This is a genomic window from Allobosea sp. RCC_152_1 (assembly GCF_041360765.1).
Taxonomy (GTDB): domain Bacteria; phylum Pseudomonadota; class Alphaproteobacteria; order Rhizobiales; family Beijerinckiaceae; genus Allobosea; species Allobosea spartocytisi.
This window is the reverse complement of record NZ_JBFUPU010000001.1, coordinates 920,174-940,095: the sequence shown is the minus strand read 5'-3', so window position 1 is coordinate 940,095 and position 19,922 is coordinate 920,174. Positions and strand designations below refer to the sequence as shown.

The following is a 19,922-nucleotide window of genomic DNA, read 5'->3' as shown; positions in this document are numbered from 1 at the left end:
TGGCGCCGCGAAACAAGGGCAAGGTCAGTTTCAACGCATTCCATCATGTCGCTGCGGCATGGGTATCGCGGCGGCATGTTCTTGACGCGGTCGTTTCATAAGCAGAAAGACGATGCAACCGCATGTCGCGGCCAATGGGACACGACACCATGAAAAATGCCGCCCGCCTTGCCGTTCTCGGCCTCTTCGCCTTCGCTCTCGCCGCTTGCGCCACCCAGCCGCAGGCCGATCTGACCCCGCCGCCCGCCAAGCGCCTCGACGCCAAGACCACGCTCGAGAATCACCGCTGAGGTTCCGTTTGGAAACGCCCTGAACCCTCATCCCGAGCCGTCATTCCGCCCGGAATGGCCTCTCGGAGCAGGGTCGAGAGTTTCCAAACAGATTCCTGACGTCCGGTTCGCAGTCGGCCGTCCCCGGCCGGCAGCGCACAGGCGCGAACGCACTTCATGGGGATGTCACATCCCGCGGCCTAGCTTCGCGCGCCCTTTCGCGAGCCGAGGCCCATCATGAAGAAGACGCTGCTTTTCTCGACATCGCTTTTCGCCGCCCTGGCGCTGCAACCGCTGACCGCCGGCGCGCAGTCCGCGCCGACGCTTTCGGGCCAACCGCCTCTCGTCATCGCCCATCGCGGCGCCAGCGGCTATCTGCCGGAGCACACGCTCGAAGGTTACCGGCGCGCCATCGCACTCGGTGCCGACTTCATCGAACCGGACCTGGTCTCGACCAAGGACGGCGTGCTGGTCGTGCGCCACGAGCCGATGCTGAGCGGCACCACCGATGTCGCCGACCGCCCGGAATTCGCCGGCCGCAAGACCACCCGCAAGCTCGACGGCATCGAGACCACGGACTGGTTCGCCAACGACTTCACACTGGCCGAGATCAAGACGCTGCGGGCCAAGCAGGCCTTCGCCGATCGCGATCAGTCGCATAACGGCAAATACGAGATCCCGACCTTCCAGGAGGTGATCGACCTCGCCAAGGCGGAGAGCGCCCGCACCGGCCGGACCATCGGCATCTATCCGGAAACCAAGCACCCGACCTACCACGCCGCGCTCGGCCTCGCCTTCGAGGACAAGCTGCTCGACATGCTCACGGACGCAGGCTGGACGCAGAAGAGCTCCCCGGTCTTCATCCAGAGCTTCGAGACGGCGAACCTGAAATATCTGCGCAAGAAGACGCAGCTCCGGCTCGTGCAGCTCGTCGACGGCGACGGTATCGACAAGGACGGCAAGGTTACGCTGGCCGCCCCTTTCGACCGGCCCTACGACTTCGCGGTGCTCGGCGACAGCCGCACCTTCCCCGACATGCTGTCGCCGGAGGGCCTCAAGGAGATCGCGACCTATGCCGACGGCGTCGGCCCCTGGAAGGTCTATCTGATCGGCGCCCGGCAGACGATCGGCCCGGACGGCAAGCCGAAGGACCTCAACGGCGACGGGAAGATCGACGAGCGCGACCGCAACGTCATCGCGCCGACCAATGTGGTGAAGGACGCGCATGCGGCCGGGCTGGTGGTCCACCCGTGGGCCTATCGCAGCGAGGCGCACCGGCTCGCGGCCGACTACAACAACGACCCGGTTGCCGAATACAAGGCCCATCTGGCGCTCGGCATCGACGGCATGTTCACCGACTTCACCGACCACGCCGTGAAAGCCCGCGACGGCAAGTAGGCCGCAAGGCTTGCCCAGGGAGGAGGCTTCAGGCCTCCTCCTCCATGACCATCTGCGCGATGCGCGGATCACCGTTGAACCGGGTGGCGGCGGCGTGGCCGACCGCGACGGCCGTCACGCAGAGCACGACGGAGGCGACGACGTTGATCGCCGCCCGCACCGTCTCGCCGCTGCGCAACAGGTCGAGCGTCTGCAGGCTGAAGGACGAGAAGGTGGTGAAGCCGCCGCAGAGGCCGACCATCACGAACAGGCGCACGGGCTCGGACACCGGGAAGCGGCCGCTCGCCAGCGTCAGCGTGCCGAAGAAGCCGATGACGAAGGAGCCGGCGATATTGATGAGGATGGTGCCCCAGGGCAGGCTCCCGCTGATCGGCAGCGCAAGCACGGAGATGAGGTAGCGCGCCAGCGTACCGAGCGCGCCTCCGATCATGACGAAAACGACGGTCGAGAAGGACATGCTCGCTTCGGCTCCCTTGTCGACGGGCATGAAAAAACCCGCCTTGCGGCGGGCTCCGGACGGATTCCCACCGCAGTTTCGTGCGGTAGGAGTCATCAGCCCTCACGGGCGGTTTCGGGGGAACTCCATCCCCATCGCCGGTGAGAATAGGATGCCGCGCGGTCCGGCGCAACGGCGTTCGCGGGCGCCGGCCGCATGATTTCCGCATTGGAGCGTGGTGATTTTACCCAGAACCTCCGCCGTCATCCCGGGCTTGACCCGGGATCCATGTCGGAGCGCTTCCGATCAAGGTTCAGGCATGGGTCCGGGATCTTCGCGGAGTTTATCCTTGGGCCGATCGAAGATCGGACCCGAGGGCTGCGTCCGGGATGACTCGCGCTTCCGCCACGACGCAATGCTCGACGAAAAAGAAAAGCGCGCCGGTTTCCCGGCGCGCTTTCGCAATTCGATCTAACCCGACCGTCTCAGTGCAGGATCTGGCTGAGGAAGAGCTTGGTGCGCTCGTGCTGCGGGTTCTTGAAGAACTCGTTGGGGGTGTTCATCTCGACGATCTGGCCGGCGTCCATGAAGATGACGCGGTCGGCGACCTGGCGGGCGAAGCCCATCTCGTGCGTGACGCAGAGCATGGTCATGCCCTCCTCCGCCAGCGAGACCATGGTGTCGAGCACCTCCTTGACCATTTCGGGGTCGAGCGCCGAGGTCGGCTCGTCGAACAGCATGATCTTCGGGCTCATGCAGAGCGAACGGGCGATCGCCACGCGCTGCTGCTGGCCGCCCGAGAGCTGGCCCGGATATTTATGAGCCTGCTCGGGAATCTTGACGCGCTTGAGATAGTGCATGCCGATCTCCTCGGCGTCCTTCTTGGGCATCTTGCGGACCCAGATCGGCGCCAGCGTCAGGTTCTCCAGGATCGTCAGATGCGGGAACAGGTTGAAGTGCTGGAAGACCATGCCGACGTCGCGGCGGATCTCGTCGATCTTCTTGAGATCGTTGGTGAGCTCCGTGCCGTCGACGACGATCTGGCCCTTCTGGTGCTCCTCCAGCCGGTTGATGCAGCGAATCATCGTCGACTTGCCCGAACCGGACGGGCCGCAGATGACCAGCTTCTCGCCGCGGGAGACCTTGAGGTTGATGTCACGCAGCACGTGGAACTCCCCGTACCACTTGTTGACGCCGACCATCTCCACCGCCGTCGCGGTCTTCAACGAGGTCGGCTTCAGCGCTGCCGGGCGGGTGTCGGTGATCTTGGTTTCGGCCATTGCCATGGTTTTTGTCCCTCTCAACGTCTTTGGCCGGCAGCCAGGCGCTTCTCGACCGCAATCGAATATCGCGACATGCCCCAGCAGCACAGGAAATAGAAGATCGCGGCAAAAGCATAGCCCGTCGTCCGCGTCGTCGGCGTCGCCCAGGTCGGATCGACCAGCGTCGCCTGGATTGTGTTCAGGAAGTCGAAGATGCCGACGATCGCGACCAGCGTCGTGTCCTTGAACAGGCCGATGAAGGTGTTGACGATGCCGGGAATGACGATGCGCAGCGCCTGCGGCAGGATGATGAGGCGCATCATCTGCCCGTAGCCGAGGCCGAGCGACATCGCTCCTTCGAACTGCCCCTTCGGAATCGCCTGGAGACCACCACGGATGACCTCCGCCATATAGGCCGAGGCGAAGACCGCGACGCCGATCAGCGGCCGCAGCAGCCGGTCCGGCGAATATTCCTGCGGCACGAAGAGCGGCAGCATGGTGTTCGCCATGAACAGCACCGTGATCAGCGGCACGCCACGCACGAACTCGATGAAGATCACCGAGAGCAGCTGGATGATCGGCAGCCGCGAGCGGCGTCCCAGCGCCAGGACGACACCCAGCGGCAGCGAGAAGACGATGCCGACCGCCGAGATCAGGAAGGTCACCGTCATGCCGCCCCACAGGCCGGTATCGACCCGCGGCAGGCCGAGCTGCTGCTGGATGACGGCGATCAGCCCGAAGACGACGAGCGCCATCAGGATCAGCCGCTTCGGCCGGTAGAAGCGCTGCCAGGGCGACGCCTCGCGCTCCGCCGCCAGCAGCGGCGCAGGAGTCCAGAACGCCAGCGAGGGCACGAAGGACACCACGGCGTAGAGCACCGCCAGCGCGGCACTGAGCAGCAGCAGATTGCGCAGCAGCCCCTCGGCCGTCGCGCCGCCGAGCAGCAGGATGAAGCCGCTGAGCGGCAGGATGATGAAGAAGAAGAAGGCGCCGAGCTTCTTCAGCGGCGCCTTGTTCCAGAGGAGCCAGACGACGCCGAGCGCGAACATCACGAAGACGATGTTGACCCGCCAGCGCTGCGAGACCGGATAGGAGCCGTAGACGAAATACTGGAAACGATCGACCACATAGGGCCAGCACGCGCCGACCGGCCGGCCGATCTTGTCGGCGAGACAGGCTTCGCGGTTCGCACCGGTCCAGACGGCGTCGAGGATGTAGAACCGCACCAGGTCCTCCACCCCGACGATGACGATGTAGAGGCTCACCAGCGTCAGGACCGTGCCCAGCGGGCTGGAGAAGAGGTTCGAGCGGATCCACGCCACCGGGCCGGCCACCGAGAGCGGCGCCGGCTGCTGCGCGAGCGTTTCCCTGCGGACGAAGGCGTTGGGTGCGTTGTCGAGAGTTGCGTCGGTCATCGCTGCGCCCTCACCGTTCCACCAGCGCCATGCGCTTATTGTAGATGTTCATCGCGAACGAGGTCACAAGCGAGATCGTGAGGTAGACCCCCATCGTGATCGAGACCATTTCGACGGCCTGGCCGGTCTGGTTCAGCACCGTGCCCATGAAGACCTGGGTGAGATCGGGATAGCCGATCGCCACCGCCAGCGACGAATTCTTGACGAGGTTGAGGTATTGCGAGGTCAGCGGCGGGATGATGACGCGCATCGCCTGCGGCACGACGACGAGCTTCAGGGTCGGCCCCGACCTCAAGCCGAGCGCGTTGGCGGCTTCCGTCTGCCCTTTCGAGACAGCGAGGATGCCGGCGCGCACGACCTCGGCGATGAAGCCCGCCGTGTAGGTCGACAGGCCGACGAGGAGCGCGACGAATTCGGGGAAGATCTGCAGGCCGCCCGTCAGGTTGAAGCGGCCCTGCTGCGGATACTCGAAGGATAGCGGCTGGCCGGCCAGCAGGAAGACGATCAGGGGCATGCCGATGACCAGGCCGAACGCCACCCAGCCGTTCGGATACTGCTTCCCCGTCTTGGCCTGCTGCCCGCGCGCCCAGATGTAGAACGCGATCGAGCCCGCGATGCCGATGAGGAAAGCGATCACCACCCACTCGAAGGCCGGTGCGAATTGCGGGTTCGGGAAGATGATGCCGCGGTTGTTCAGATAGATGCCGCCGGGCAGCGAGATCGAATTGCGCGCGTCCGGCAAGGGCTTCAGCACCGCGTTGTACCAGAAGAAGAGCTGGAGCAGCAGCGGGATGTTGCGGATGACCTCGACATAGATCATCGCCAGCTTGGCGATGATCCAGTTGCTGGAGAGCCGCGCGACGCCGACCGAGAAGCCGATGATCGTCGCCAGCACGATGCCGAGCGCGGCGACGAGCAGCGTGTTCAGCAGGCCGACGAAAAACGCCTGGCCATAGGTCGAGCCCGAAGCGCTGAAGGGGATGAGCTTCTGGTTGACGTCGAAGCCGGCCGCGTTGTGCCAGAAGCCGAAGCCCGAGGCGATCTTCTGCGCCCGCAGGTTCTCGATGACGTTCGAGGCGGCTGACCAGATCAGGAAGCCGACCACCAGCAGCAGAACGATCTGATAGACATAGCCCCGGATCTTCGGATCGTAGAATAACGACGCCTTGCCGGGTGATACCGTTTCGGTCGGGATGCTCGACACCTGTTACGCCCTTTTTTCTTCGCTTGTTGAGGCCGGCGATCCTGCGGCGGTGCGACTCCACCGAAGGCCGTTGGGTCCGGACCGATTGTCTCTGGTCATTCCTGTCCGTCGTCGATCGCGCTTCCTGCCATGGCGGATGCGCCGCGCCTGTGACGCCCTGTCGCCAAGGCGTGCGGGTACCGCCTCGCCGGCCCATCCGCCGGGCTCGGCTGCGAAGAAACCGGCCGCGCTCGCAGCCTCTCGATCGAACTCTTCATCGTCATTCCCCTGTCGGAGCGGGTTGGTCCCGCTCTCGCCGCGTTCATAGCAAGTCCCGGACCACCTTTCCGGCGGTCTTCTTGTTTCAATCCGGCAACCCGAGGCTCCCGGCCGTTCGGCGCCCCTGCCTCCTGCGCCGGCCGATTTCAGCGCACCGGCGGCGCGTAATGCAACCCACCTCCGGTCCAGAGCGCGTTCAGACCCCGCTCGATCCCCAGCCGCGAGCCGCGGCCGAGGTTGCGCTCGAAGGATTCCCCATAATTGCCGACATGGCGAACGATCCGGTAGGCCCAGTCGCGCGAGAGCCCGAGCGCTCCTCCGAAATCGCCTTCGAGGCCGAGAAGACGGCGGACATCCGGCCGCTCGGAGGCCCGCATCGCTTCCACGTTGTTCTGGCCCACGCCGAGCTCCTCCGCATCGAGCATGGCGAACAGCGTCCACTTCACCAAGCCGAACCAGCCTTCGTCACCCTGCCTCACCACCGGCCCGAGCGGCTCCTTCGAAATCGTCTCGGGCAGGATGACATGATCCTGCGGCGCGGCGAGCCTGCTGCGCTGGATCGCGAGCCCGGCCCGATCATAGGCATAGGCGTCGCAACGGCCGGCCCCATAGGCATCGACCGTCTCGTCGCTGCCGCGATAGGTGACGATCTCGCTGCGCAGGCCGTGACGGCGAAAGAAATCGGCGACGTTGAGCTCCGTGGTGGTGCCCTGCTCGGCGCAGATCGTGGCGCCGCCGAGCTGCGTGGCGGAGGCGATGCCGAGCGCCTTGCGGACCATGAAGCCCTCGCCGCCGTAGAAATTGATCCCGGCGAAACGCAGCCCCAGCGCCGTGTCGCGCGTCATCGACCAGGTCGAGCTGCGCGACAGGAGATCGACCTCCCCCGTCTGCAAGGCGGTGAAACGGTCCTGCGAGGAGAGCGGCACGAAGCTCACCCTGGCCGGATCGTCGAAGATCGCGGCGGCCAGCGCGCGGCAGAGATCGACGTCCAGCCCGGTCCAGTTGCCCCGGCTGTCAGGCATGGAGAAGCCGGGCAGCGATGGCGCGACGCCGCAGAGGATCGTCCCGCGGGCCTTCACCTGCGCCAGCAGATCGCCCTTCGCCAGGGCCTCCGGGGCGATGATCGCCGCGGCGGCAGTCAGCGCAAAGATATGGGCTATCCTCGCTGTTCCCATGGCAAAACCGGTCGTTGCGGCCGATGAGCGGCCGATGTCGTCGCGGTCCGCCCGGGCCATGGCCCAGATCATGGCGCCGGGCGATATCGCGAAGAGGCGCCGGACGATCCGGCGCCTCCCGATGGCACGCTCAGCGAACCGGCGGAGCGTATTGCAGGCCGCCCTTGGTCCAGAGCGCGTTCTGGCCGCGGGCGATCTTGAGCAGCGAGCCCTGGCCGACGTTCTTCTCGAAGGACTCGCCGTAGTTACCCACCAGCTTGACGATCCGGACGACCCAGTCCGTGGTCAGGCCGATCTGCTCGCCGAACTTGCCCTCGGTGCCGAGCAGACGCTTGATCTCCGGATTGTCGGACTTCACCTGCTGGTCGACATTAGCCTTGGTGACGCCGAGCTCCTCGGCGTTCAGCATCGCGTAGCCAACCCACTTCACCAGGTTGAACCACTGCGGGTCATTGTTGCGGACGGAGGGGCCGAGCGGCTCCTTGGAGATGATCTCCGGCAGAACGATGTGATCGTCCGGGGCGGCGAGCTTCAGGCGCTCGGCATAGAGGCCCGAGGCGTCCGTGGTGAAGGCGTCGCAGCGGCCGGCATCATAGGCCTTGATGGTCTCGTCGGCGGTCGCGAAGGCCACGACCTCGTATTTCAGGTTGTTGGCGCGGAAGTAGTCGGCGAGGTTGAGTTCCGTCGTCGTGCCCTGCTGCGTGCAGACCGAGGCGCCGTTGAGCTGCAGCGCCGAGTTCACGCCGAGCTTCTTGCGAACCATGAAGCCCTGGCCGTCATAGTAGTTGACGCCAGTGAAGGCGATGCCGAGCGACGCGTCGCGGGTCATCGTCCAGGTCGAGTTGCGGACGAGCAGATCGACCTCGCCGGACTGGAGCGCGGTGAAGCGATCCTTGGCCGAAAGCGGGATGAACTTGACCTTGGCCGGATCGTTGAAGATCGCAGCGGCCACGGCGCGGCAGACGTCGACGTCGAGGCCGGTCCAGTTGCCCTGCGCGTCCGGCACGCCGAAGCCGGCGAGGCCGGGATTCGAGCCGCAGTTCAGGATGCCGCGCTGCTTGACCTGCGCGAGTGTGGCCTGGGCCGAGGCGCCCGTTGCGGAAATCGCGAGCCCGGCTCCTGCAAAGAGGGCGGCTGCCAAAAGCTTTTTCATCGTAACTCTCCCGTTGAAACAAGCATACCGGAGGATCCGGACACGCTCGAAAATCCGGTTCGCCGCTGGCGGCTCCCAAACCGCTCTGTCGTTCCCAGCAATGAGGCGGCGTCCCCTTAAACAAGTCGATTGCCAGAGCGACCCATGAGCGTCAAGCAACGGCCATCCGCCGCAGCCGCCACTTGTTCGCCACAATCATCACATGCGAACTTGGCAAGACGGTCAAGCCCGGCCGCCTCGCCTTCCGCTCCAGCCGCATCGGTTCCATGAAAAAGCTGCCCTCCTCTGAATTTGCCCGCCTCGGCACACGGACCCGCCTCGCCCTCGCCGGCCGCGACCCCAGCGACAGCTACGGCTTTGTCAATCCTCCTATCGTACGAGGCTCCACGGTCATCTATCCGAACACCGAGGACTTCCTCGCCCGGAAGGCGCGCTACACCTATGGCACCCATGGCAACCCGACGCTCGACGCGCTCGAGGCCGCGGCCAACACCATCGAGGGCGGCGCCGGCGTCGTGGTGACCCCCTCGGGGCTGCTCGCCTGCACCCTGCCCTTCCTCGCCTTCCTCTCCGCCGGCGACCATGTGCTGGTGACGGACAGCGTTTACCGGCCGACGCGCAATTTCTGCGATTCCTTCCTGAAGCGGATGGGCGTCGAGGTCAGCTATTACGACCCGCTGGTCGGGGCCGACATCGCCAAGCTGTTCCAGCCGAACACCAAGGCGGTCTGGACCGAGGCCCCCGGCTCCCAGACCTTCGAGATGCAGGACATCCCGGCCATCGCCAAGGCCGCCGCCGCGCGCGGCATCCTGACGATGATGGACAACACCTGGGCGACGCCGCTCTATTTCGACAGCCACGCCTTCGGCGTCGACATCTCGGTCCAGGCCGGCACGAAATACTATGCCGGCCATTCCGACGTGCTGATCGGCACGATCTCGGCCCGCACGCCCGAGCTCTACAAGACCCTGCGCAAGGCCTGGGAAGAGCTCGGCGTCATCGTCGCACCGGAGGACGCCTTCCTGACGCTGCGCGGCATGCGGACGATGGCGATCCGCCTCAAGGAGCAGATGCCGGCCGGAATCGAGATGGCGAAATGGCTGCAGGCGCGCCCGGAGATCGCCCGCGTGCTGCATCCGGCGCTGCCGGAAGATCCTGGCCATGCCCTCTGGAAGCGCGACTTCACCGGCGCCTCCTCGCTCTTCGCCTTCGAGTTCGCGCCGGTCTCGATGAAGGCGGTCGCCGCGATGTTGGACGGGCTCACGCTGTTCGGCATGGGCGCCTCCTGGGGCGGCTATGAGAGCCTCGTCCTGCCCTTCGACTGCCGCGCCTACCGCACGGCGACGACGCCCGACTACAAGGGGCCGACGGTGCGCATCCATATCGGGTTGGAGAACCTCGAAGACCTCAAGGCCGATCTCGAAGCGGGCTTCGCCCGGCTGAAGGCTGCGAGCTGAGAGAAATAGCCGTGATGCCCGGGCTTGACCCGGGCATCACGCGAAGCGGGGCTTCGACCCCGGTTCTGCAAGAGATTCTCGGGTCGGCGCTTCGCTCCGCCCGAGAATGACGCGAGCCTCGATCCCCGGCGTCAGACCCGCCCGATCTCGTAGTCCCGCGCCAGGAGCTTCGCGAGCTGCTTCAGCCGCCCCTCGACGCGCTCGCTCGCCAGCGCCGCGAGATCGTCGGGCAGGCGCAGCACGAGGCGCCTGTCGACGCAGAGCGCCGGAATGCGCGGCAGGATGCCGGCCATGCCGGCCGAGAGCAGATAGCCGACCCGGAAGATCGCGCCGATCAGGACCGCCCGCTCGAACAGAGCCGGCGGCAGCAGCGTCCTGAGACCATCGGCCGCAGGCGAGGACGCCTTCAGCCCGGCATAGCGAAGGAAGATCGTCAGCGCCAGGAAGGCGCGGCCGACATGGTCGATGCCGGTGAAATAGGCATGGGCGATGACGTTCATGCTCTGCTCGCCGCGATAGTCGGGATGGGCGCGCCAGCCGATATCCGACAGCAGGCAGACGGCCTCGACCAGCCGCGCCGAGGGTTCGTCCTGCGGCAGACCCGCCGTCTCCATGATCGCCTTGGTCCAGTCGATCAGCTCGGCCGCGTGGCGTGGATCGCGGGCGCGCAGGAGATTGTAGTCGCGCGCCGCCTGCAGGAGCGGATCGGCCGCTCGCTCCTCGGCAGAGAGCTGCTCGTGCAGCAGGCCCTCGCGCACGCCCTGGGCGGAGATGACGATGTTGCGCGGCTTGCCGCGCTTGATCAGCTCGTCCAGCACCAGTGCGCCATAGGCCAGCAGCGGGCGGCGCGCCGAGGAGACGGCGTCGATCGCATCGAGCACCGAGGCGTCGGCGCGCTCGACCAACCTGACGAAATCGGCCGCATCCCGGGGCGGGATGGCGTAGCCGTGCATGACGTTGAGGGGATAATTGGCCCGGCGCTGATGCAGCGTCGCGAGGGCACGCCAGGTGCCGCCGACGGCGTAGAAGTCCCGCCCCTTCATGGCGGCGAGCTGGGGCAGCTTGTCGAGCTCGTCCTTGACGATCTTCTCGGCCGCCTTCAGCGAGCCCTTCGAGCGGTCGAGCAGCGCCAGGCCGCCGAGCGGCACGCTGGCGCCCTTCCCGACTTCGCCGCGCTTCACGGAGATCAGCTCGAGGCTGCCGCCGCCGAGGTCGCCAACCACCCCATCGGGCTCGTCGAAGCCGGAAATGACACCGAGCCCGGACAGCACCGCTTCGCGCCCGCCCGAGATCAGCTCGATCGGCTGGCCGATCGCCTGCTCCGCCCGGGCGATGAATTCGGGGCCGTTCTCGGCATAGCGCGCGGCGGCGGTGGCGATGACGCGGAGCTCGCCGACATGCATCGCCTCGCAGAGGATGCGGAAGCGCACCAGCGCGGCGATCGCCTTCTCGATGGCGTCCTCGGCCAGGCGGCCGGTCGTGGCGACCTGCCGGCCGAGCCCGGCCATCTCCTTCTCGTTGAAGACCTGCGACGGTGCCCGAACGAGCATCTCGTAGACGACGAGACGAACCGAGTTCGAGCCGATATCGACGATGGCGATGGTGTCGCCGAGCGCCAGACGGCCGGGCGCGTGCTGCAATTCAGGCCTTACGGCCTCCCTTGCGGGAAAGGGCACGGGGACTGGAACTGGAGAGCGATTTTCCACGACCGGACAGACTCGGATTTGTCATGAAGTAATTATGCGCATTGAACGGTTCTTCGTTCGGCGCCGGGACAATGCGGCGCGAGCCGCCATCGGGCAGGATCGTCCAGCTCTGCTCATTGTCGAGCAGGTTGGCGAGCATGATCTGATCGAGCAATTGCTGGTGCACCGTCGGGTTCAGGATCGGCGTCAGCGCCTCGACGCGACGGTCGAGATTGCGCGGCATCAGGTCGGCGGAGGAGATGTAGACCTTCGCCTTGGGCGAAGGCAAGCCATGGCCGGCGCCGAAGGCGTAGATGCGGTTGTGCTCCAGGAAGCGGCCGATGATCGACTTGACCCGGATATTCTCCGACAAACCGGGCAGGCCTGGCCGCAGGCAGCAGATGCCGCGCACGACGAAGTCGATCTCGACGCCGGCCCGGCTGGCGTCATAGAGCGCGTCGATGATCTCGGGATCGACCAGCGAGTTGCACTTGCCCCAGATCGCGCCCTTGCGGCCGGCCTTCACATGCGCGACCTCCTCGGCGATGTCGCCGAGCAGGCGCTTCTTCAGGTTCGTCGGCGAGACGGCCATGCGCTCCAGCCCGGCCGGCTCGGCATAGCCGGTGATGAAGTTGAAGACGCGCGCGACGTCCTGCGAAAGCACCGGATCGGCGGTGAAGAAGGACACGTCGGTGTAGATGCGCGCCGTGATCGGATGGTAGTTGCCGGTCGCGATATGGCAGTAGCTGACGAGCTGGCCGGCCTCGCGCCGCACGACCAGTGACAGCTTGGCATGGGTCTTCAGCTCGATGAAGCCGTAGACGACCTGGACGCCGGCGCGCTCCATCTCCTTGGCCCAGCGGATGTTCGCTTCCTCGTCAAAGCGGGCCTTGAGCTCGACCAGCGCGGTCACCGACTTGCCGGCCTCGGCGGCCTCGGTCAGCGCCTTGACGATCGGCGAGTTCGAGGAGGTGCGGTAGAGCGTCTGCTTGATCGCGACGACATTGGGGTCGCGCGCCGCCTGCTGCAGGAACTGCACCACGACGTCGAAGCTCTCATAGGGGTGATGGACCAGCAGGTCCTTCTGCCGGATCGCGGCGAAGCAGTCGCCGCCATGCTCGCGGATGCGCTCGGGAAAACGGGCGTTGTAGGGCCTGAACTTGAGGTCCGGCCGGTCGACGCTGACGAGCTGGGCAAGCTCGTTCAGGCCGATCATGCCGTTGACCTCGACGACCTCGTCGCTGTCGACCTTGAGCTCGCGCACGATCATCCGGCGCAGATGGTCGGGCATGCCGGTCGAGAGTTCGAGCCGGATGACGACGCCGAGGCGCCGCTGCTTCAGCATGGTCTCGAAGACGCGGACGAGGTCCTCCGCCTCCTCCTCGATATCGAGGTCGGAGTCGCGGATGACGCGGAAGGAGCCGGTGCCCTTGACCTCGTAGCCGGGGAAAAGCTTGGCGATGAAGAGCGAGACCGCATCCTCGAGGGTGATGAAGCGGTGCAAACCTTCGCGGGCGAGATCGGGCAGCTCGATGAAGCGGTCGATCTTGATCGGCACGCGGATCAGCGCGTCGAGCTGGCGCCCGTCGCTGAGGCGCTCCAGCGCGAGCGCGACGGTGAAACCGAGATTCGGGATGAAGGGGAAGGGATGGGCCGGGTCGATCGCCAGCGGCGTCAGCACCGGGAAGACGTAATTGAGGAAATAATCCTCCAGCCAGATCCGGTCCTGCGAACCGATATCGGCCGGACCGAGCAGATGGATGCGATTTTCGTGCAGCTCATGGCGCAGTTCGACCCAGCGCGCCTGCTGGTCGTCGGTCAGGGCCGAAACCGCATTGCCGATCTCGACGAGCTGCTCGGCCGGGGTGAGCCCGTCCTGGCTGGGGGTGACGACGCCGGCCTTGAGCTGCTCGCGCAGGCCCGAGACGCGGACCATGAAGAACTCGTCGAGGTTGTTGGCCGAGATCGAGAGGAAGCGCAGCTGCTCCAGCAGCGGATGGCTGCGGTTCGACGCCTCCTCCATGACCCGGCGGTTGAACTGCAGCCACGAGAGCTCGCGATTCATGAAGCGCGCCGGCTGCCGGCGCAGCGGCAATGCGTCCGAATCCCCCGTCGCCCTATCCGGCATGTCGGGCATGTCGGCCGCGATCTCCGTGGTCATGCGCTTGGTCCGTACCCTTACCCTGGTCGTCGTCCTGCTCGTGCGTCTCATGGGGCGTTGTGAAGCCATCCTACCGTGACGGTTCGATGACAAGCGACATGAATCGCTGTCGGAAAAGGTTAGCAGGCATCGGCCGCCGGCCATAGATATGAGGCTTCACGGGGCGCCCGGCAGCCCCCGCGATCGTCAGCAGGCCGCTCAGCCCGGCTCCTGCGGGAACAGCTCGGCCAGCACCTCCTGCACCAGCGGGCGCGTCACGCGCCGGCCGCGCTCCAGCGCCACCCGGTCGAGCCGGTCCACGACCTGCCGCGCGGCGGCGAAGGAGCGCTCCATCCTGAGCGCCAGCGTATCGATGACCGCCGTATCGACCACGAGCTGGCGATCGATGAAGAGCTTGACCAGCACGGCGCAGAGCAGCCCGTCATCCGGCGGTTCGATGGTGGCGCTCGGTGCCAACCGCAGGCGCGAGAGCAGGTCCGGCACGCGCAGGCCCCAGAGATCGGGCGGCGTGCGCGCCGTCAGCAGCAGATGGCCGCCGCGCGCCTTGATCGCGTTCATCAGATGGAACAGCGCCGGCTCGTCGAAGGGGCCGGCATCGCAATCCTCGATCACGAGCGCGCCGCCCGAGACCAGATGCGGCACCTTCTCGTCAGCCAGATCACGCGCGGGAATTGTCCAGGCATGGGCCATGCGGGCCCAGATCGCGGCGAGATGGGTCTTGCCCGCGCCTTCCGGTCCCGTCAGGCGCAGCCAGGCATCGGGCCAGCGCGGCCAGCTTTCGACCAGCCCGTAGGCCGCCTCGTTCGAGGGGCCGACGAGGAAATCCTCGACGCCGTGGCGGCTGTCGACCGGCAGGTCGAAGGCGAGCTGGCGCGGGCGCGAAGGCGCGTCTGACATGGGCGGCTCAGCGCTCGATCTCGATCGTCACATCGGCCTTCGCCGGGTTCGGATGAATGCCGCGATAGAGATTGCTGGCGAGATACTGCCTGAGGGCGAAGCGGCAGAGCACGCCGATCACCGCCGCCAGCGGCACCGCCAGCAGCAGGCCGACGAAGCCGAAGAGCGAACCGAAGGCGAGCAGCGCGAACATCAGCCAGACCGGATGGACGCCGATCGAGTCGCCGACGAATTTCGGCTGGAAGATGTTGCCCTCGAGGAACTGCCCGACCAGGAAGACGCCGAGCGTCGCCAGCGGCCAGGTCCAGTCCGGCCAGAACTGCACCGTCGCGACGCCGACCGAGAGCACGAGCCCGGTCAGCGAGCCGACATAGGGAATGAAGGAGAGGAAACCCGAGATGATGCCGATCAACGCGCCGAAATTGACGCCGACGACGCTCAGCCCGATGGCGTAAAATGCGCCCAGCAGCAGGCAGACCAGCGCCTGCCCGCGCAGGAAGCCTGCGATGGCGGTGTCCATCTCGCGCACCAGCCCGCGGATGGTCTTGCGATGGTCGCGCGGCAGCCAGCTATCGACGGTCGCGACCATGCGATCCCAGTCGACCAGCAGATAGAAGGCGATGACCGGCGTCAGCACCAGCAGCGAAAAGACGCCGACGATCGCGGTGCCGCCGCTCCAGAGCGATTGCAGCAGGCCGCCAACCCATTTCGTCGCCTGGCCGACGAGGTCGCCCAGCGAACTCTGCGCCTGCTTGGCAAGATCGCCGCCGCCGAAGCGCTCGAGCCAGGGCGCGCCCTTTTCGAGCACGAGCGACTGCAGTTTCGCCGCATCCCCGGGCAGCCGCGCCACCAGCCCGGCGAGCTGCTGGCCGAGCAGCGGCGCGAGCAGGATCAGCACCAGCGCGAAGATCAGGATGAAGACGACGAGGATGACGATGGTCGCGGCAAGGCGGCTCATCCCGAGGCGCTCCAGCCGGTCGGCCAGCGGATCGAGCAGATAGGCAAGCGCCAGCGCCGCGATGAAGGGCAGCAGGATGTCCCTGAGCAGCACCAGGAACAGCACGAAGACGAAGAGGGAACCCAGCCAAAAGCCGATCTGGCGCTGTAAGGTCATCCATCAGCCTCTTCGCGTCTTCGGCGGGAAGACGAGCAACTCTATACGTGGTCCGGCGGTTCCCGGCCAGCGCGGGCGGTCTCGGCCGATCCCGCCATGTGCCGCAGCCAGAAGGCGAGATAGGCCGCCATCGAGGCCAGCGTCAACAAGGCGACAACCAGCTCGCCGACCGTGCCGGCGGGACCGGGATCGATGCCGAAGGCGCGCGAGCCGAGCGCCAGCGCGGCAAAGGCGATCTGCGCGGCGGTGTTGAGCTTACTGACGATAAAGGGGGCGATCGTGACCGGCCGGTCGAGCAGCCAGGAGAGCAGCACCGCGGCCACGATCATGATGTCGCGCGCCACGACCAGGACGACGAGCCAGAACGGAATCGCGCCGACCACCGCGAGCGTGATGTAGATCGAGACGATCAGCGCCTTGTCGGCGATGGGATCGAGATAGGCGCCGAGCTCGCTCGCCATGCCGCAGCGCTTGGCGAGGAAGCCGTCGACGGCATCGGATACGCCGGCGACGACGAAAATGACGAAAGCGGCGTCCCAGCGCGCATTGACGATCATCACGATGACGAGCGGCACCAGGAAGAGCCGGCCGAGCGTGATCAGATTCGGGATCGTCATGGGTGCAGCTTCGCTCAGCATCACGCGCAATGCCAGCCCGGCCACTCATGACATCCGTTTCCTCGCGCCGTCATCCCGCGTTGGCCCAGGCATGGATCCCGGGTCTCTCTTTCGGTCGCCCGGAATGACGCAAGATGGCGATGATAAAGCCAATAAAGCCCGTTCCAAGCCTTGCCAGCCGGGGCGTGCTTGCCTATCGCTCCCGCGAACAGGAACAAAGGCGAGACCGCAATGAGCAAGCCCGGCGCAAACGGACTGACCTATGCGCAGGCAGGTGTCGATATCGACGCCGGCAATGCCATGGTCGACGAGATCAAGCCGCTGGTGCGCGCGACGCGCCGGCCGGGCGCGGACGCCGAGATCGGCGGTTTCGGCGGGTTGTTCGATCTCAAGGCCGCCGGCTTCAACGACCCGATCTTGGTCGCCGCCAATGACGGCGTCGGCACCAAGGTGAAGATCGCCATCGAAAGCGGGCTGCATTCGACCATCGGCATCGATCTCGTGGCGATGTGCGTCAACGACCTGATCGTGCAGGGCGCCGAGCCCCTGCTCTTCCTCGACTATTACGCCACCGGCAAGCTCGACCCGAAGGTCGGCGTCGAGATCGTGCGCGGCATCGCCGATGGCTGCCGCCAGGCCGGCTGCGCGCTGATCGGCGGCGAGACCGCCGAGATGCCCGGCATGTATGCCGAAAAGGATTACGACCTCGCCGGCTTCGCCGTCGGCGCGGCCGAGCGCGGTGCGCTTCTGCCCCGCGAGGACCTGAAGCCGGGCGACGTGGTCTTCGGCCTGCCCTCCTCCGGCGTGCATTCGAACGGCTATTCGCTGGTGCGCCGCATCGTCGAGCTCAGCGGCCTCGGCTGGGAGGCCCCTGCCCCCTTCGCCCCCGAGAAGAACCTCGCCGAAGCGCTGCTGGAGCCGACGCGGATCTATGTGAAGCCGCTGCTGCAGGCGCTGAAGGCGACCGACGGCATCAAGGCGCTCGCCCATATCACCGGCGGCGGCTTTCCCGACAATATCCCGCGCGTGCTGCCGGAAGGGCTCGGCGTCGCACTCGACCTCGCCTCAATCCCGGTGCCGCCCGTCTTCGGCTGGCTCGCCAAGATCGGCGGTGTCGCCGAGCGCGAGATGCTGCGCACCTTCAACTGCGGCATTGGCATGATCGTGGCGGCCGATGCGGCGAAGGCCGACGAGGTTCTTGCGGCGCTCAAGGCCGCCGGCGAGGCGCCGGTCAGGCTCGGCGAGATCGTGCCGGCCGCGGAAGGCGAGGAGCCGGTCAGCTATCGCGGCAAGCTCGCGCTGTGAGCATGGCGGCTCGCCGCAAACTCGTCGGAGTGCTGATCTCCGGGCGCGGTTCCAACATGGTTTCGCTGGCGGAAGCCGCGCAGGCGCCGGACTATCCGGCGCAGATCGCGCTCGTGCTCTCGAACATTCCCGACGTCGCGGGGCTCGACCGGGCGCGTGGCTTCGGCATCGCGACCGCGACCGTCGATCACCGCGCCTTCGGCAAGGACCGCGAGGCCTTCGAGCGCGCGATGGACGAGGTGCTGCGCGTCAACCAGATCGATCTGGTCGTGCTCGCCGGCTTCATGCGCATCCTGACGCCCTGGTTCGTGACGCGCTGGGAAGGCCGGATGATCAACATCCACCCCTCGCTGCTGCCGCTGTTCAAGGGCACGCATACGCACCGACAGGCTCTGGAAGCCGGCGTCGCCGAGCATGGCTGCTCGGTTCATTTCGTCGTGCCGGAGCTCGATGCCGGCCCGGTCATCTTGCAGGCGAAGGTACCGGTCCTGCCCGGCGACGACGAGGACAAGCTGGCGCAGCGCGTCCTTGCCGAGGAGCACAAGCTCTATCCGGCGGCGCTGGCCGAGGTCGCTTCGGGCCGGGCCAGACTCGAAGGCGGGGTCGTCATCCGCGGCTGAGAGGCGGCTGCGCCCTCGGCGTTCGCCGGCATCCCGCCGCCCTCGCGCTTGCAGCGCTCCCATTCCTCGCGCGTCTTCTCCTCCTCCTTCTGCCAGCGGCGGAAGAGATCGGCGCGGCGGGCGGGGTAACGCTCCTCCAGCGCGACGAGGCCGGTCATACGGTCGGTGCGGAAATGGCGAAAGGCCTGCCGAAGCTCGCACCAGGCGATGACGATGCGGACGCGCTCGTAGAAGGTCATGCCGATCGGCCAGATCATGCGCTGCGTCGCATGGCCGCTTTCGTCGCTGTATTCGATCGAGAGCTTGCGGCCGTTGCGGATCGCGGCGCGCACAGCCGCGACATCGACCTGATCGACCGGCAGCTCGCCCGGATGGGAGGCCGCGAACAAGGCGCCGTCGAGCAGGATCGGCTTCAGATGGGCCGGCAGCACGGCCGCAACCTTGCTGACGACATCCTCGGCCGCTCGCGCGAGCACCGGGTCCGCCCGCTCGCTCAGCCAGCGCATGCCGACGAGCACGGCCTCGATCTCGTCGGGCGAGAGCATCAGCGGCGGCAGGTCGAAACCGGCGTCGAGCACATAGCCGATGCCGGCCTCGCCGCGCACAGGCACGCCCTGGCGCACCAAGGCGCCGATGTCGCGATAGACCGTCCGCACGGAGACATCGAGCTCGGAAGCCAGAGTCTCGGCGGTGACGGGGCGCCTGCGGCGACGCAGGCTCTGGATCATGTCGAGCAATCGTTCGGCGCGCTGCACGGCATTATCTCCCTACCCGGCCTCGTAGCTGCGGCATCATGGCCCAGCCGGGGTGACAACTTCTGTCAGGAGCGTGTCAGCAGCAAGGCGGGAGGTATCGAAGGCGCGGGATCCCCTCTCCTGAAAGGAGAGGGGTAGGGGTGAGGTGTAGGTCGTTTGACCAGTAAGGCACAAACCTCGCAGCAGCAGCCGTCAGGTCACGGCCACAACGTCCAGCGGCCTTCCCCTCACCCTGCCCTCTCCCTCCGGGAGAGGGTTCCCCGCGCTATCCGAGAAACGGCATTGCCGCACCGACCAAAAACGCCACTCGGCTCAGATCGGCCGCTTCAGCTTGCACTGGTCGATGAAGCGGAGGCCCTTTTCGCGGGCCGTGTCGTTGAAATAGCCGGTGTCGCGGAAGGCCTGGATCTCGTCCTTGCTCATGGCATTGACGGTGCCCTTGGCGTAGCAGCTGCAGGGCGTGTGCACCGCCTCGCGCGTCGTGTTGAGCAGGCGCGACTGGGTGATCAGGCAGGCGTCGAAGGCACGGAGCTGAATCATGTAGGGCGTCAGATTCTTCGCGGTCGGGTCCGGCGGAGGCAGCGCCGTGGAGCTGCTCGCGGCATAGGCCGAGGCGCCCAACAGCATCGAGAATCCACCGGCCAGAACGACCGCACCCAACCGCCGCATCATCATGACTTGCCCGTCCTTCGAGAAGAAGCGGTCGCATGGATCCCGGCGCCGCCACGCCTCCGCATGACA

Annotated in this window: 17 protein-coding genes, 1 pseudogene and 1 riboswitch; of the genes and pseudogenes, 5 read left to right on the top strand and 13 right to left on the bottom strand. The window is 66.5% G+C overall.

Annotated elements, in window-relative coordinates:
- Positions 1 to 149: 149 nt before the first annotated feature.
- Positions 150 to 290, top strand: a complete 141-nt coding sequence (locus AB6806_RS04340; RefSeq protein ID WP_166653092.1) for a hypothetical protein — start codon at positions 150 to 152, stop codon at positions 288 to 290.
- Positions 291 to 506: 216 nt separating this feature from the next.
- Positions 507 to 1,667 (top strand): glycerophosphodiester phosphodiesterase, encoded by a 1,161-nt coding sequence (locus AB6806_RS04335; RefSeq protein ID WP_038368073.1) that lies wholly within the window; start codon positions 507 to 509, stop codon positions 1,665 to 1,667.
- A gap of 28 nt (positions 1,668 to 1,695) precedes the next feature.
- On the opposite strand, the gene crcB is transcribed toward AB6806_RS04335, so the two are convergent.
- From crcB to AB6806_RS04305, 6 genes are all read right to left on the bottom strand, one after another.
- The gene (gene crcB / locus AB6806_RS04330; protein WP_038368783.1) at positions 1,696 to 2,124 is read right to left on the bottom strand and encodes a fluoride efflux transporter CrcB; all 429 of its coding nucleotides are present in this window, start codon (positions 2,122 to 2,124) and stop codon (positions 1,696 to 1,698) included.
- Positions 2,125 to 2,203: 79 nt separating this feature from the next.
- A riboswitch (Fluoride riboswitch) is annotated at positions 2,204 to 2,266 on the bottom strand.
- A 322-nt stretch (positions 2,267 to 2,588) separates the two neighbouring features.
- The gene (locus AB6806_RS04325) at positions 2,589 to 3,383 is read right to left on the bottom strand and encodes an amino acid ABC transporter ATP-binding protein (RefSeq protein WP_370954309.1); all 795 of its coding nucleotides are present in this window, start codon (positions 3,381 to 3,383) and stop codon (positions 2,589 to 2,591) included.
- 20 nt (positions 3,384 to 3,403) lie between these two features.
- Positions 3,404 to 4,780, bottom strand: coding sequence for an amino acid ABC transporter permease (locus AB6806_RS04320; protein ID WP_038368076.1), 1,377 nt, complete (start codon positions 4,778 to 4,780; stop codon positions 3,404 to 3,406).
- A gap of 10 nt (positions 4,781 to 4,790) precedes the next feature.
- Positions 4,791 to 5,984, bottom strand: coding sequence for an amino acid ABC transporter permease (locus AB6806_RS04315; protein ID WP_248311273.1), 1,194 nt, complete (start codon positions 5,982 to 5,984; stop codon positions 4,791 to 4,793).
- Between the two features lie 404 nt (positions 5,985 to 6,388).
- Positions 6,389 to 7,417 carry an amino acid ABC transporter substrate-binding protein gene (locus AB6806_RS04310; RefSeq protein ID WP_038368788.1) on the bottom strand — a complete coding sequence of 343 codons (1,029 nt, stop codon included), beginning with the start codon at positions 7,415 to 7,417 and terminating at the stop codon, positions 6,389 to 6,391.
- A 130-nt stretch (positions 7,418 to 7,547) separates the two neighbouring features.
- Positions 7,548 to 8,570, bottom strand: a complete 1,023-nt coding sequence (locus tag AB6806_RS04305; RefSeq protein ID WP_038368079.1) for an amino acid ABC transporter substrate-binding protein — start codon at positions 8,568 to 8,570, stop codon at positions 7,548 to 7,550.
- A gap of 266 nt (positions 8,571 to 8,836) precedes the next feature.
- Between AB6806_RS04305 and metC the strand changes: the two genes are divergently transcribed.
- Positions 8,837 to 10,027: a cystathionine beta-lyase gene (gene metC, locus AB6806_RS04300; RefSeq protein ID WP_112762345.1), complete on the top strand. Its 1,191-nt coding sequence runs from the start codon at positions 8,837 to 8,839 to the stop codon at positions 10,025 to 10,027.
- A 131-nt stretch (positions 10,028 to 10,158) separates the two neighbouring features.
- Here metC and ppx read toward each other — a convergent pair whose 3' ends face one another.
- The 5 genes from ppx to AB6806_RS04275 form a co-directional block, all read right to left on the bottom strand.
- On the bottom strand, positions 10,159 to 11,667 hold the full coding sequence (gene ppx, locus AB6806_RS04295; protein WP_370954160.1) for an exopolyphosphatase: 1,509 nt from the start codon (positions 11,665 to 11,667) through the stop codon (positions 10,159 to 10,161).
- Position 11,668: 1 nt separating this feature from the next.
- Positions 11,669 to 13,849 (bottom strand): RNA degradosome polyphosphate kinase, encoded by a 2,181-nt coding sequence (locus tag AB6806_RS04290; protein ID WP_370954308.1) that lies wholly within the window; start codon positions 13,847 to 13,849, stop codon positions 11,669 to 11,671.
- A 222-nt stretch (positions 13,850 to 14,071) separates the two neighbouring features.
- Positions 14,072 to 14,770: an HdaA/DnaA family protein gene (locus AB6806_RS04285; protein WP_142020764.1), complete on the bottom strand. Its 699-nt coding sequence runs from the start codon at positions 14,768 to 14,770 to the stop codon at positions 14,072 to 14,074.
- 7 nt (positions 14,771 to 14,777) lie between these two features.
- Complete coding sequence (locus AB6806_RS04280; protein ID WP_038368091.1) at positions 14,778 to 15,884, bottom strand: AI-2E family transporter; 1,107 nt, start codon at positions 15,882 to 15,884, stop codon at positions 14,778 to 14,780.
- Positions 15,885 to 15,925: 41 nt separating this feature from the next.
- Positions 15,926 to 16,501, bottom strand: a complete 576-nt coding sequence (locus AB6806_RS04275; protein ID WP_142020762.1) for a CDP-alcohol phosphatidyltransferase family protein — start codon at positions 16,499 to 16,501, stop codon at positions 15,926 to 15,928.
- 231 nt (positions 16,502 to 16,732) lie between these two features.
- On the opposite strand from AB6806_RS04275, the gene purM reads away from it, so the two are divergent.
- Positions 16,733 to 17,806 (top strand): phosphoribosylformylglycinamidine cyclo-ligase, encoded by a 1,074-nt coding sequence (gene purM, locus AB6806_RS04270; protein WP_142020761.1) that lies wholly within the window; start codon positions 16,733 to 16,735, stop codon positions 17,804 to 17,806.
- Between the two features lie 2 nt (positions 17,807 to 17,808).
- Positions 17,809 to 18,426 (top strand): phosphoribosylglycinamide formyltransferase, encoded by a 618-nt coding sequence (gene purN, locus AB6806_RS04265; RefSeq protein ID WP_370954159.1) that lies wholly within the window; start codon positions 17,809 to 17,811, stop codon positions 18,424 to 18,426.
- Positions 18,427 to 18,512: 86 nt separating this feature from the next.
- Here purN and AB6806_RS04260 read toward each other — a convergent pair.
- Both AB6806_RS04260 and AB6806_RS04255 read right to left on the bottom strand, forming a co-directional pair.
- Positions 18,513 to 19,181, bottom strand: a pseudogene (locus AB6806_RS04260) (helix-turn-helix transcriptional regulator); the annotation flags it as partial.
- Between the two features lie 312 nt (positions 19,182 to 19,493).
- Positions 19,494 to 19,856: a hypothetical protein gene (locus AB6806_RS04255; protein WP_038368794.1), complete on the bottom strand. Its 363-nt coding sequence runs from the start codon at positions 19,854 to 19,856 to the stop codon at positions 19,494 to 19,496.
- Positions 19,857 to 19,922 lie beyond the last annotated feature (66 nt).